At 65.5% G+C, this 13698-nt stretch carries 8 protein-coding genes and 1 pseudogene; 7 read left to right on the top strand and 2 right to left on the bottom strand.

Going from position 1 to position 13698, the window contains the following annotated elements:
* Window positions 1-11 precede the first annotated feature (11 nt).
* Window positions 12-917: a hypothetical protein gene (locus GA0115240_RS36290; RefSeq protein ID WP_141708922.1), complete on the bottom strand. Its 906-nt coding sequence runs from the start codon at window positions 915-917 to the stop codon at window positions 12-14.
* 470 nt (window positions 918-1387) lie between these two features.
* On the opposite strand from GA0115240_RS36290, the gene GA0115240_RS21690 reads away from it, so the two are divergent.
* From GA0115240_RS21690 to GA0115240_RS21705, 5 genes are all read left to right on the top strand, one after another.
* Window positions 1388-2662, top strand: coding sequence for a hypothetical protein (locus tag GA0115240_RS21690; RefSeq protein WP_141708923.1), 1275 nt, complete (start codon window positions 1388-1390; stop codon window positions 2660-2662).
* The gene (locus tag GA0115240_RS21695) at window positions 2659-3675 is read left to right on the top strand and encodes a hypothetical protein (protein ID WP_093738731.1); all 1017 of its coding nucleotides are present in this window, start codon (window positions 2659-2661) and stop codon (window positions 3673-3675) included. Before GA0115240_RS21690 ends, GA0115240_RS21695 begins: the two co-directional genes overlap by 4 nt.
* A 49-nt stretch (window positions 3676-3724) precedes the next feature.
* Window positions 3725-9475, top strand: coding sequence for a DEAD/DEAH box helicase (locus tag GA0115240_RS21700; protein ID WP_161302353.1), 5751 nt, complete (start codon window positions 3725-3727; stop codon window positions 9473-9475).
* An 88-nt stretch (window positions 9476-9563) separates the two neighbouring features.
* Entirely contained in the window at window positions 9564-9836 is a 273-nt protein-coding gene (locus GA0115240_RS37105) for a hypothetical protein (RefSeq protein ID WP_161302355.1), read from the top strand.
* Between the two features lies 1 nt (window position 9837).
* On the top strand, window positions 9838-10470 hold the full coding sequence (locus GA0115240_RS21705) for a hypothetical protein (protein ID WP_161302357.1): 633 nt from the start codon (window positions 9838-9840) through the stop codon (window positions 10468-10470).
* Window positions 10471-10937: 467 nt separating this feature from the next.
* On the opposite strand, the pseudogene GA0115240_RS21710 reads toward GA0115240_RS21705, so the two are convergent.
* A pseudogene (locus tag GA0115240_RS21710) lies at window positions 10938-11714 on the bottom strand (transposase).
* A 50-nt stretch (window positions 11715-11764) separates the two neighbouring features.
* On the opposite strand from GA0115240_RS21710, the gene GA0115240_RS21715 reads away from it, so the two are divergent.
* Both GA0115240_RS21715 and GA0115240_RS21720 read left to right on the top strand, forming a co-directional pair.
* Complete coding sequence (locus GA0115240_RS21715) at window positions 11765-12085, top strand: hypothetical protein (protein ID WP_346267966.1); 321 nt, start codon at window positions 11765-11767, stop codon at window positions 12083-12085.
* A gap of 350 nt (window positions 12086-12435) precedes the next feature.
* Window positions 12436-13686: a DNA cytosine methyltransferase gene (locus tag GA0115240_RS21720; RefSeq protein WP_161302359.1), complete on the top strand. Its 1251-nt coding sequence runs from the start codon at window positions 12436-12438 to the stop codon at window positions 13684-13686.
* Window positions 13687-13698 lie beyond the last annotated feature (12 nt).

Genomic DNA, 13698 nt, shown 5'->3' on the forward strand with positions numbered 1-13698 from the left:
CCTTCGGCAGCTCACAACGATCCGGTTTCCCTGTCGAACGCCGCGACGACATCGTCCAGGACATACGTTTCCCGAGCGGATGGGCCGGCCCGATTACCATCGGCGTCCACGTCCCATACGGAAATCGTTCCGCGCCCGTCGGGGCCGTGGAGGTTGACCCGCACGAGAAGGCTTCCCATCTGGTCCGCGGCCGGGCCGACGGACTCCATCGATTCGGCTACCGCGTGGGCTCTGGCCGATCGGTCGACGGTGTAGTGAATGCCGCCCTGACGGTATTTGGCGCCGGGCACGGCCCCGTCGTGATCAGCGCCCAGCGTGTATCGTCCACCCAGGGGTGCGCTCTTGCTGCGGCGCGTGCCTTTGACCTCAATCGTCCATAGTTTGCCGTCAGCGTCCATGGTTTCAAGATCCAGTCCCCTATTGTCGTCACCCTTCTCACCCGTGTGCTGGTCGATGACCGTGTGGCCCACGATGCCGAGCAGTACGGCTGTCACGGCTTCGGCAAAGTCCCCCACTTCCTTGTTGGTCCGCGAGCCGCTGCGCAGATCCGCCAGCTGAGCCCGCATCGGAGTGAACGCTTTCGCTGGTGCAGCCTTGGGTGAGGCGAGGTTTCCGGCCTGCTGGGAGGTGTCCGGGGCCGACATTCGGGAATGTCGCGGAATACGTGTGATGAGGCCGAGGGACGCGGGGGTCAGGGCGTCCCGGTGCTGTTCGGCAGGGGCCCTCTGCTTTGCGACTGCCGCGAGCAAGTCCCTCAAACGCGCCTCCGTGCCGCGGACGAGTGCGGCACGCTCGCTGCGCGATACGCGCAACCGACGAGCGGCGGCCACAGCTCGTTGCGCATCCTCGACAGCCTCTGCCGACGGCGTGGCCGCCTGTTCGGCGCGTCGCAACAACTGCTCGATCCGCTGGCGCACTGCAACGACCTGTTGAGGAGTGGGAGCTGCTGTCCTGGCACCCGGGCCGGTGGGGTGCCCCGGATTCGCAGGAGCACTTTGCAGCCCATCGCGGGAGACCATGTTGTTACCGCAAGCCATTCGCGACACCCCCGGTCGTCAGAGACACCAAGATGCCACACAATCTGACGATCTGAACGGGATCTCGCAAAACGCCTGCAAGCCCTGCGGACCGGTCCTACGGTGTGCACTCAGAGCGCAGCGGCGCGTAGAAGGGCTGGTGCAGATTGGTACAGACCGAGACGGTCTTGGCGGAGCGCGGCCTTCGACCGATTCACAGTCTGACGCGGTTATGGACGGCCTCACTGCCTCCTGAGGTTCGTGACCTGGTCTACCTTCCTTTCGCTCGTCCTGGCGGTCACGACATCGCCTGGGCTGAGGGGGTCATCGACGAGAGCGACTGGCCGCTACTGCCGAATCTGTTGCCGATCATGCCGGTCGACGAAAGGTCATTCGCCTGCGTGGTCCTCTCCGACGCCGACGGCCCGACTCTCCCCGGTGAGGGCGCCGTGGTGCGGTGGCATCTCGACGTCAAGGACGAGGCAAATCAGGCGGGGCTGCTCGATATGGACTGCATGAGCTATGTCTGGTCAGTCGCAGAGGAGTTGAGGGCACGGGATGAGGGGCTGAGGATTGTCCTCGACGAGATCGGGCCGGCTTACCAGGAGGCGTTCCTCGCCACCGACAAGCGCCCGCGCGACTTCATCGTACGGCCGGTACGTATCGCCTGCCAGAACGTGATCGTGGCGCTTGCGGCCTTCAGCCAGGATTCGGCCTTCGACGGCCTGGGGGTCGTGGCCTGGCAGACCTGCGAGGCCCCGCACGTGGCCACTAACGAGGCAAACCGCGCACTGGCCGCGCTGATGCTCTGCGACGCCTTCAAGAGCGGCGGCACCATGGAGGTGCGCTTCGACCGCCCCGCTCGAGTCGGCGGCCTGAGCAAGGAGATCAGCGGACACCCCGAAGGGCGGGTGCCGGCAGCCCTGCGACGTTTCGGCCGCACGGTAGGCCTTGAGCTCGGGCTCGACGATCCGCGTTCGATCAGCCCTGCTGAGGCTCGGGAATTGTTCCGTGCCGTGACGCCCATGCCGGACGATCTCCGATCACACGTCGACTTCGCCACGTTCAACGAGGGCATCGCACCAGAACGGCTCTACTTCGCCCTGATGACGGGCACCTGGCATCCGCTCGAACTGGACTTCATGCTCGCGACCACCAACCGCACCTCATCCATAGTCTCCGGCGGGGCGCCGTGGCAGAATCGCGCGGCGCGACAGGCGGAGAGCGAGGTCTGCCGGTCAGGCGTGATGGCGAGCATGCTGCACAGCCGACTTGACCATCGCGACTCGGCGGGTAACGACAGCGGTGTGCGAGTGCTCGAAGACGATCGCCGAGGAGTGCGCTGGCACGTCGACGGCGACAGCGCCAGCGTCGAATTCGTGGATCTCGACTCCTCGCAGCCACTGCCCTGGTGCGCCCACGGGCCGGCGACAGGGCTCCGTGTCTTCCCCCGCACCGCGGTGACCGCCGAGACCATAGACGCAGTGCGCGCAGTCAGGAATGATGCCGCCGCCCTACTCGTACCCCTCGACTCCACCGTGTCGGTGCCCTCCGACATCCTGGTGATGAGGTGCTCGGATCGCCTGGCAGACCTCGACAAGGCCATCGAGGCCAAACTGCTCACGTCAAGGATTGCCCGCGCATGAGCATCGAGGCGACCGTAGGCGTGCGGCTGGCTGCCGATACGGAACTCGGCACGCTGCTGGCCGATATCGAGGCGGCACATCGTCGGGCGGTGAAGAGCGCGCCCGGCGAACGCGTCGAGATCGTCGGCTACGAGACACTGTGCGCCGCCCTCGAAGCGAAGGCGGCAGCACGTCTGTTGCTCGATCGGTCGGCGCGGACCCCGGCGCCGGACCTGGCCACCAGCACAGCCGGGCTGTTCGTTCGCCGGGGTGCCGAGGTCATCGTAGCTCTCCGTCTGCCGCTTGAGCCCGGCGAAGTGCGTCGGTCGGTCGCTGGCGTGGCTGCCCCGGCGCCGGCTTCACCGGTCGAGATGCGCGACGACATCCACGGTCGGCGGCTGGTCGAAGCCCGGTTCCGGGAGCAGTTGGAGGCCGCAATCGCGGAGCCCGGAAGGGATCGCTCGTCGGTAATGTCGCCCAGCGGAGTGCACAACCGCGTACTCACGGAAGTACTGTGGCAATTCGCGGGCAGGCAGGAGCAACAGCCGGTGCGGGTGCCAGTGGTGTACCGCGACGGCTCCCGAGCCGAGGCCGATTTTCCTCTCCGCTGTCTGACGCTGGTCGATGAGTTGAGGGACAGCGCCCAACTGGATCTCGAACTCCGACTCACGCTGCTCTCCATCCGTCACACCGAGATGGATCCTGTGGTCGACGGTGCCTGGCTCCGCAACAGCGAGGTTTCGAGGCCACGTCCAGCGGCGCAGACGGACGACTTCGTGTACCGGACGAGCGTGAGTCAGCTTGATGTCTTGACCCAACAAGGAACGCTGAACGTGCGGTTGTACATATTTCAGACCGGGCTCGAAACTGCCGTCGTGGGATTCTTCCGCGCTGTGGTCGAGTTTCTCGGACGACATCCGGGCCGACTTGAGGTGGTGCCCATGTTCTACGCGGCCGATGCCGGCGGGTCGGTCGGCGTCGAAGAGGAGTTTGCCAGCTTTGCATCAGGCCAGGTGTGGGCGACGAAGAGGTGAGTCCCCAGTGAGCGGATCCCAGGCGCCACGTGGGAGTTCCCACAGCCAGATGCGCAAAGCCGTCTGCAAGGACTGCTTGCGCGAGGAGCAGGCGAGGCAGCTCGGCCTGTCGGCTGACGACCTGCCGGACGACTTCGACAAGGAGTTCACCTACAACGAGAGGGCCGCACAGGCCAAACTGAACAGGGGTCAGACGAGGTCGGATCGCTGCCAGCGTCACCGTGCCCGGCACCGCGTCAACATCCAGGGCATGGCCGTGCCGTACATCGACCTGCGGACGATCGGCGAGGCGATCGGCGCGCGCGACGAGAACGGCCCGACCGGTCCCTTCGGCGGTCTCGGTCCGATGCCGGAAGCGCACACACTGGCCCGGACCGACCAGGTGGATCTCGGCCAGTTCGGTTTCGGCATGGACGAGTCCCACATCCACGAGATCCTCAACCAACTCGCCCGTCCGGACACGCGCATCGTGGTGGTCAAGGCAGGCACCGGGACCGGCAAGTCGACCTACATGCCCTACCGACTCCTTGACCCCCCGGAGGGCGCGGCCATCCGTCTGGCGGAGCTCGGCCCGATCATCGTCACCGAGCCCCGAGTGCAGGCGACCACCGGTGTGGCGGGATTCGTCGGCTCGGTCATGTCGGGTGCCGGCGGTGTCGGACCGGGATTCCCCGTCGGCTTCCAGGTGAGCGGCGACCGCGCCCACGACGACTCCTGCCAACTCATCTACGTAACCGACGGCACGATGATCAACTGGCTGCGTGAAGGTCGGCTCAGCACGATCGGCACGGTCGTCGTGGACGAGGCGCACGAGCGCTCCACGAACATCGACTTCATCATGGGCTACCTGAAGAAGGCAGTCGACCGTTATCCGCACCTGCGGGTCATCGTCACGTCAGCGACGTTCGACGCCGCCTTCTACCAGTGGTACTTCGGCGGGCCGCAAAAGGTCGGGGTCGTCGAAGTACCGGCGGTCAAAACCATCGGCTACGGCTTCCCCCTGTTTCCCGACCTGGACGCGGCGGCACCTGACGGATACGACCTCACGGCTGACTGGCAGGAGGTGGTCGGGCCCGGGTTGCCCCTGCGCCACACATCGGAGCCGGACGACCATGAGTTCATCACCAGGCACTTCCAACAGCAGGCCCCACCGCTGAAAGAGTCCGAGGTCGCCCGGGACAATCAGGGCGACATCGGGTGGGTCGAGGATCTATATGAGACAACGGCGAAGCTTCTGCCTCTGCGCCTGCGGAGCCCGGTCCCGGAGAATGAGTGGAAGGAGCGGATGCCCAAGGTCTTAGGCGAGTTCATTGTCAAGCTCGTCCAGGGGCTGGACGCGGCAGGCATCTTCGGCGACGTGCTGGCCTTCCTGCCCACCGGCAAGAGCATCGACGAGGCAGTCGCCGTCGTCCGCGAAGGGCTCGGCATCCATGGCGGGCCGGACGATCCGGCCACGGTCTACGCACTGCTGTCCAGCCTTGAGGTCGACCTCAAGGTCAAGGCACTCACCGCTCAGGGCAAGGGTGACCGGCGGAAGATCGTCATCTCCACGAACCTCGCCGAGACCTCGCTGACCGTCGAGGGGGTGCGTTTCGTCGTCGACACCGGCTTGATCGCGCAGTCGGAGTGGGATCCGCAGCTGGCGCAGGGCGGCATTCCCACCAAGCCGCACAGCCAGGCGGGCATCCGTCAACGCTGGGGGCGAGTGGGTCGAAAGTCGCCGGGGTGGGTGTTTCCGCTCTACACCAAAGCGCAGTTTCTCGGCCTGGCCCGGGACACGCCTCCGGGCTCCGCGCGGTCGAACCTCGAACAGCTGATCATGACAGCCAAGCTCGGTGGTATCGACGATGTCGTCGCCTTCGACTGGCCAGCCAAGTTCCTCCCGCCGGCCGAGGCCGGGGTCGTCCTCGACGACTCAGCACGGCAAGCGCGGGAGGTCTTCCTCGCGGAGCTCCAACGTGCCGACGCAGCTCTCAAGTCGGCCGGGGCGGTGGATCCGTCCGGCGACCCGACCTCCTTCGGCAAGGAACTGTCGCGCTCACCAGGACTGGGATCGACGGCCAGTACCATCGCGATCATGCATGCCGACCGACTGGCCTGCGTGCCCGAGTTGGTCACCATCCTGAAGCTGCTGGACGGCACATCCATGGTCGGGCCGAAGGGCCTCCTGCTCGACAGCGACGACTGGCCCGACGAATGGCGTCTGGAGGCGGCGGAGCGCCACCGAGCTCTGGCGACCGGGTGCCAGGACGACGCCGAGCTGGCCCTTCAAGTCATGTCGGTCTGGGAGCGAACGGCGCCCGGTGTGCCGCCTTGGGAGCCGTCCGCCGCAAGAGAGCAATGGGCGCGTCAGTGGTGGATCAACCACGCGGCCCTGCTCGCATGTGCTCAGACGAGGCGGGAGATCCTGGAGGGCCTGTCGCCGGCGATGAAGGAGGAGGTCAAGCGGTTCACCGAGCCGGCCCTTGTCCGGCGCGCCCGCGGGGCCGTCACCCGGGCGATGTCCAGCCTGGAATACCGCTTGCAGTCGCAGGACGTCTACCGCGCGGTGACCGGCGAGGGCGAATCGTTCCCCACGGGCGTCCTGGGCAACGCCGGCCTGGTGGCCAATCCGCCGAGACGGATCATTCCCCTGAAGCGCAACAAGCCGGGGGGGAGGGACCATGCCTACCTGTCGAACATCATCACCCTGGAGGACTGGGCTCTCCCGACGCCGCGCCAGGACGGCGAGGCGGTGACCGGCACTGCCGACGCCATGGACCTTCTGGTCAAGGCGTCGCGCCACGCCAAGCCGGATACCCGGCGCGACGTCCTCGGACACCTCCAGCACGTCTGGCCGGCGGGACTGCGCGTGCGACTCCAGTTCGATCGTCGTGGCCCGGACCTGTTCGTTTCCGGTGATCCGGTCGCCTCCGTCGCGCCCACGCCGCTGCCGGACCTGACGACGTTGGCGGCGGACAAGGATACGGCCGGTCCGGACGACGTCGACAACGCGCCCGCCGAGGATGCCAGCCCCGAACTGGACACTTCGTGGCCGACGCCCGTCGGGACGGAGCCGGACCGGGACATGCGGGTCGAGATGGTCGACGTCGAAGAACACGAGCGCGGTCTGCTGGCCTGCCAGGACTGCGAGCCGTGCCGGAGGGGCGACCTGGATGGATGCCTCGCCCCCCTTCGCCCGGTCGATCCCTCCCACGCCGTCGATGAACTGGCCGACTGGCGCGAGCGAGCCTCCCGGCACGTCGATGTCAGCCGGCCCCAGGTCGTGATGACCTCCGGTCAGGCCGAGGACGACCGGTGGTTCGAGGTCGTCGGGTACGACGTGTCCGGAACGGCTCCGAAGATCCTCCTGCGGCCGGACTGGCGTAGCCCCGGTGTGGAGTTGGTTCCCGCCATGCACCCCGGCCTGGAGCCGGGACAGGTGGTGGAAGTGATCGTCGGCCCGGAGGTGTCCGATCACCGGGGAGCCCTACGCGTCCTGTGGCGGTCCGGCGGCGCCAACCGGTTCGTACTCCGGGAGGCACCGGCAAAGCCGGACCGGCAGGATCAGTCACATCAGCTCGCCCTGTCCCTGCACCGGCGGACACAGGGTCTGCTGACCGGCCTGAAGGAAGGCGCCCGGTTGTACGGCCATGCGGTACCCCGGCCGCAGGAGGGCTGTTCCACACTCACGTTGCTCGGCCTGCTCAGCGGGCACTGGCACACGAAGGAGAACCGCTACGAGCGTCGCGAGACGGGTACGGGACGGCAGGCGAGCTTCTACAAGAGCGCGCTCCAGGGCCCGCCGAACGCAGCCGGATACGTGACGGCGCGGGCCGCACTGCACGACCCGAGCCGGGGCATCGTCCACCTCTTCGCGACGAGGGCCTTCGACCCCGGCGATCCCGCGGCCGCCACGAGCCACCACCAGGCGGACGCCGCCGTCCTCCTCCAGGTGCGCCGGGAAACCGTCCGGCTCTCCGTCGCCGGCCTGCCGACTACTCGGGTCCTTGAAGTGGTCGACGCACATCCGACAGCCTTCCACCCCCTCCGGCCACCGGAGGCACAAGAGGGCCAGGCCCAGTCGGGCGCTCCCCCGGTCGACGCGGCAGCCTTCGACGTCCTACCAAAGGGCTGGCTGCTGGCCAGTCGAGGTCCCGTACCGACACAGGCGGCCCGCGACCTCGCCGCCCTCGATCCCGGCTCGCGGGAGTGGGTCTCACGCTGCTGGTACTACTGGGCGCGCAGCCACCACCTTGCGACGTCCCGCGACGACGGCCTGATCGAGGCACCCGGGCCAGGAGGCGGGATCGCCGTCGAGGCCGACCGGCGAGTGCTGTCGAACGCCGACCGGACGCAACTCGCGGTGGCGTCGCTCTCCGCTCAGACCCCGGCCTACTGGGTCGAAGCGGTCAGGCGGGACGGAGACAGGATCGCCGAGCTGATCGGTGCGCAATCACTCCACACAACCGGGCGCACTGTCGTAGCAGCCTTCGACTCAGCAGAGGCCGCCGAAGGCCGACGGCGGACCCTCGCCGGCATATTGGCGTCACCGGCTGCCTCCGTCCGGGTCTCCGAGGGCTCCGGCGGCGCGCTCATCGGCAAGGGCGGCACTCGCGTTCAAGAGGCGCTGGCCACCCCCGGTGTGTGGTTCTACGCCTTCGACAACCGATCTTCGTCTCTGCTGGTCATCGCTGAGCCGGCCGTGCTCGACACGCTGGTGCGCACAACCTTGAGCCGCACAACCGGCGCCACCGGCCGACTGACGGTGAGCAGCGCCGCCGTCAACGGGCGGCTGATCGGCAGAGGAGGAATGGTCAAGCGGGAGCTCCTCGACGCGACCGGGTGCACCTTCGCGAATCCCCTCGCCCGAGAGTCGAACGAGTGGACGGTTCGGGGCCCGAGCCCACAGCACGTCATGGACTTCATCAGCAGGGCGAACACCATCGTCCCCTGCACCGGCGAAGTCACCGAGACCCGGTCCGCCGTGGTGACAGACCTCGCTTCGGGTCGGACGGTCACCGACCCGTGGTCGCACACCTGGTGCGCGATTGATGAGCCCGAGGTGGAGTTGAGCCGACGAGCGGGGGGGCCTGGGCGCCGAGACCAGTTGAGGATATGTCGTTCGAGCGCGCAGGCGGCTCGGCCACTGCTCCCGACCGGCACGTTCCAGTGCCATCGACTTTCGGGTCCGACCATCGCACGCGGCGGAGCTGATCGCGCCGCCCGAGCTGCCGCCGATCGTCCTGCTGATGACCCGCCAGCACTGCAGACCCTTCCAATGCGCCGCGCATCACGATCAGACGGCCCGGCCACTCACCTGGCCGGTGAGCCGGCATATCCGATGGAGTGTCAGTGGGTCCGGCTACCCTCACAGCAGATGACAGGAGAACCCAGTTGTGACCACCAGCAACCCCTATCGCGGAGTCACCAGCCTCAAGTACCTGCTGTTCGCGGTCCTGACGTGCGGCACAGGGGTAGCACTTATCTACCTGTCCGGGCTGTCGTGGTTCAGGAACCACGACTCCCTCGGCAACCTCTGCAACCAACTCGGGGGGCTGGTGATCGCTTCGGTGGCACTGGCAACGCTGTGGGAACTTGTCGGCCGCCGGTCCTTCTTCCAGGAGACGCTCGAACTACTGGGCATCGCGCACGATATTCATTCGGCTGGCCTAGAAGCCGTCGGTGTCGACTACACGAAAGTGATCGACTGGGACGTCGAATTGGATACGGTAAGACACTTGGACGTGTTCGCCGCGTGGGCGACGACCTGGCGAAACAGTCATCTGACAAAACTGACCGACCTCGCGGCGAGAAATAGCTCTCGCATCCGGATAGTTCTTCCCGACGGCTCCGACTCGGCTCTGGTTAGCCAATTCGCCAGCCGATTTAATATGACCCCCACGAGCGTGCAGAGTAAACTGGACGAGGCGATCGACGGATACAAAAGCCTCGACAACGGCACCGGAACAGGTCATGTGGAAATCTATATATCACCAGTGTTCCGTACGTTCACGGCTTACCGCCTGGATGACCACTTCATCATCACGCTATATCAGCACAAGAATCACCGCAGCGGCCGGATACCTGTGTTCAAATTCCGGCGCGGTGGATCAGTGTTCAGTTTTTTCGAGGAAGACTTGGAGGCGGTCCTCAATGGGAGCAGGCGCATTTACCCGTGAGGTGACCGAGTTCGGCCGAGTGCGGATCTTCAGTGGCGACGTGGATGCGGCGACATGCGAAAGCCTTCTCTCCTGCACACGGCTGGCCTGGGACATCGAAACGAACGGACTGGAGCCCAAGAGGAACCTGATCGGCACTTGCCAGCTCTATTCACCCGGCTTGGGTCCCATCCTCGTCGTCGGCGTGGCCGACGAAAGACCTCCCCATCTGTCACGGGTGCTTGCTGACGCCGACGTGCTGAAGATCTTCCACCACGCGCCGTTCGATCTGTCGTTCATGGCACATCAGTGGGGTGTATCGCCGAAAAACATCGGATGCACCAAAATCGCGGCAAAACTGTTGCGTCCGTCGGCTCCCGCCATGCACCACTCTCTGCAATACCTGATGAAAAACCACTTCGGTATCACCTTGGAAAAGGGCGTTCGCTTCACCGACTGGGTCTCAAACGACCTGACCAGCGAACAAGTGCATTACGCGGTCGGCGACGTTGCCAAACTCTTGGATCTATACGACCTGCTTCTCTCCCGACTGCAGAGCAATGAACTGCTGGATCTGTACGACCAGTGTAGGAATTTTCTGCCGACCCATGTGACACTCCGCCTCCACGGTTGTCCTGACCCTTTCCATTATTGAAAAAGCCTTACGCTCGATCCATCACGACCAAGAGCTCTACTCAGCTTCACCGTGTTGTCGAGTGTCAACAACGCGCTGGCCAATGCTGCGCCTAGCCCTAGCCTCGATTCGTCAGCGATGGCCGCTGCCTTATGAGGTGAAAAATTCACCCCTTTTATCCCCTCTCGCGTGGGGTCTTCTGACGAGCAAGGTGATAGAGCGGGCTGGGTCGGGTGGGAGGCCGGGGTCGCGCGGATAGTTTTCTCGATGACGGCGCTGAAGCGTCCGCCAGCGCGGGCTGCGAGCACGAACATCCCGAGCCAACCCACATACATCCATTCGGACTACTGCGCGCCCATATCCAGCTGTTGAGTGGCGCCGGTGTTCAACTCGCCTTGTTCGGGACGCCGTTCCAGATCGCAGGGCAACGGCTGAGCGTTGTCCCGTAAATGATCTACGACATGCTGGTTTGCCTGCCTGCTTCTTTGTCACCCGGCCAGGGTGAGGTTGTGGAGGCGGGCTATGCCGAGCACGGCGTGATGCACGCCGTCGCCTTTGAGACGACAGTCGCGGAGGATCGTCCAGGTCTTCATGTGAGCGAAGGCGTGCTCGACGCGCGCTCGGACTTTGCGGTGAGAGGTGTTGTGTTCCTCTTTCCAGGGGGAGTTCGCTCTGGCTGGATTTTCGACAGTATGGGATGATCAGGCCGGTCCCCGGTCCCCGGTAGCCGCCGTCGGCGATGACCGTGGTGCGGCCGACGGCAGCCTTGGCGCCGGATTCCTCCCATGCCTTGCAGTCGTTGCGGTTTCCGGTGAGCGGCCGGCCGACCACCACGACCAGGCGGGTGTCAGCGTCGATGACGCCCTGGTGGCTGGTGGAGTACCGGTAGTTCTTCGGTGGTTCGGCGATGATGTGATCCCGGGTGGGGATCAGGGTGCCGTCCACACAATGGGCACGGTGTCCTTGGCAAACCGCTTGCGGGGCTGGAGAGCGAGCATCGGCCCGAGGTGGTCGGTGATCCGGTCCGCCGCGGACTTCGACACCCCGAACAGCGGGCCGAGCTGGCGCATGGTCAGGTTCGTGCGCCAGGACGCCGCGACCAACAACGTCCGGTCCTCCAACGAAAGGCTCCACGGCCGGCCTTTGCGCACCGCATCCGCGCCCTGACGCCGCAGAACCGTCACCAGCTTCCCGAGAGCACGCGGGCTCAGCCCGGTGAACGGGCCCATCCAGGATGGCTCTGACGCCGTGATCACACCAGCCACTCGAAGATCATTCCAGTTGCCGAGGCTGCCTCCTGTCTTGGATCCTGTGTGTGCTGGGCAGGCAGCAAAGGCACATGGGGCTGGTTCTTCTCCCGGACGATGCGGACACCAGCAGTCCGGATGTCTCCTGGTCATACAGCGGCTTTGCCGCGTTCCGGCGCCGTCTTGCCGAGAAGGAGGGGTTCGCCCTCTCCGAGATGTGGGGCTTCGGCGGTGAGCGCTCGTGGCGCGAGATGTCCACCGCCCTGGAGCCAATACTCGATCATCCGGATGACGGCGGTGACGACAAAGACCAGGACAACGAGGGAGGCCGAACGGACCAGGTGTTGCATGAGCGGTGTCCGTCAAAGCCTGAGCGAGCTCACTCGTGAGCCGCAGCTTCCAGGATGCGCGAGGAAGGCGACCGCCCCCACCTGGATGTCGCGGCGCATCCCAAGCCCAACGGCCGACTTGTCTGCGGCGCCGACCCATTTCCACGTTGCCGCAATTCAGGCATATTGCCCATATGTTCATCATATGAGCGATGCAGGGTAGGTCATGCGCGCCTGCCTATCGTGCCCGACCCGATACACAACGTGTTGATACTGCCTGTCAGTCTACGCTTGCGGGAGAAAATGGCACGCTAGGGAGGCTGCCGTGAGTCCTGGCTTCTAGCGACAGCTCCACAACCGGTCAGCGAGGTACATACATGCGTGAAGCAGTTCCGGTGGATCGTAGCGCCATGCCCACCCCCCCAACTGCGATCGACTTGTTCAGCGGGGCAGGAGGCGCCTCCCTCGGACTGGTACAGGCGGGATTCGACCTTCGCCTGTCAGTTGACTTGCACCCGACGTACGGCGAGACTCACGCAGCCAACCTTCCGGGAGAATTCCTGCCCGCAGACCTTCGGTCGCTCGACGCCAGCAAAGTGGCGCAGGCAGCCGATCTGGGAACCCGGGGGCTGGATCTCCTCTTCGCGGGCCCACCATGCCAGGGCTTTTCGATGCTCGGATCGCGAGTCGTCTGGGACGAGCGCAATAACCTGTACCTCGAGGTGCTACGTCTAGCCTCTGAGCTCTCGCCCCGAGCCATCGTCATCGAGAACGTCCCGGGGCTACTCACTCTCGGCGGCGGGGCCTACCTCCGAGCCATCCTGGAGGGGCTCAACGAGCGTGGCTACAGGGCGGCGTGCGCAGAACTCCTGGCTGCGAGCTACGGAGCACCACAGATGAGGTGGCGCCTGATCATCGTCGCCTGGCGGCGCGACCTGGACATCCCTGCAGGGTACGGATTCCCCGCCCCCAGCCACGGCCGTAGCCGCATCGGTGATCTCTTGCCCAACGTCACGATCAGCGCCGCGGAGATTGCTGGCTTCGTGACCACACGCGAAGCCCTCGGAGATCTGCCGCCGATCCAGGCCGGCGAGCAAGTCGAAGAGTACGCAGGCACACCAGCTGGGGCGTATCAGCTGGCGATGCGCGAAGGGCTCACGACTGAACTCTTCAATCACTACGCCGCCAAGCTGACGGAGGCGAATCTGGCACGCCTGTCTCTTCTCAAGCCTGGCCAGGACTGGCGCGACCTCCCCCACGACATGTTGCCACCAGGGATGCAGCGAGCCCTGCGAAAGGATCACACCAGGCGGTACCGGCGTATGACCTGGGACGGGATCCCGCGGTCCGTAGTGACCCGCTTTAGGGACCCCAAGACTGGCGAGTACACGCACCCTGATCAGGACAGGACCATCTCGATCCGGGAGGCGGCGCGGCTCCAAGGTTTCCCCGACCGGTTTGTGTTTCATGGCACTCGCTCAAGCCAATATGAGCAGGTCGGCAACGCAGTACCCGTACCGCTTGCACAGGCAATCGCGAAGGATGTCCTAAATTGCCTGAATGGAGCGCTTGGCAAGCGCCTGGAGCAGCCGTTCAGGCGCCGGCCGGTGCAGGACATCGGCATGCACGGGGAACTCGTGGAGCAGGGCGTGCTCATCTGATCAATTCTCCAC

This window comes from Streptomyces sp. DvalAA-14 (assembly GCF_900091855.1).
GTDB lineage: Bacteria > Actinomycetota > Actinomycetes > Streptomycetales > Streptomycetaceae > Actinacidiphila.

What these genes read in the sequence shown, in the direction of transcription:
- GA0115240_RS21690 (WP_141708923.1), top strand. Translation starts at nt 1,388, where the DNA reads ATGCCGGTCGACGAAAGGTCATTCGCCTGCGTGGTCCTCTCCGACGCC.
- GA0115240_RS21695 (WP_093738731.1), top strand. Translation starts at nt 2,659, where the DNA reads ATGAGCATCGAGGCGACCGTAGGCGTGCGGCTGGCTGCCGATACGGAA.
- GA0115240_RS21720 (WP_161302359.1), top strand. Translation starts at nt 12,436, where the DNA reads ATGCCCACCCCCCCAACTGCGATCGACTTGTTCAGCGGGGCAGGAGGC.
- GA0115240_RS21700 (WP_161302353.1), top strand. Translation starts at nt 3,725, where the DNA reads ATGCGCAAAGCCGTCTGCAAGGACTGCTTGCGCGAGGAGCAGGCGAGG.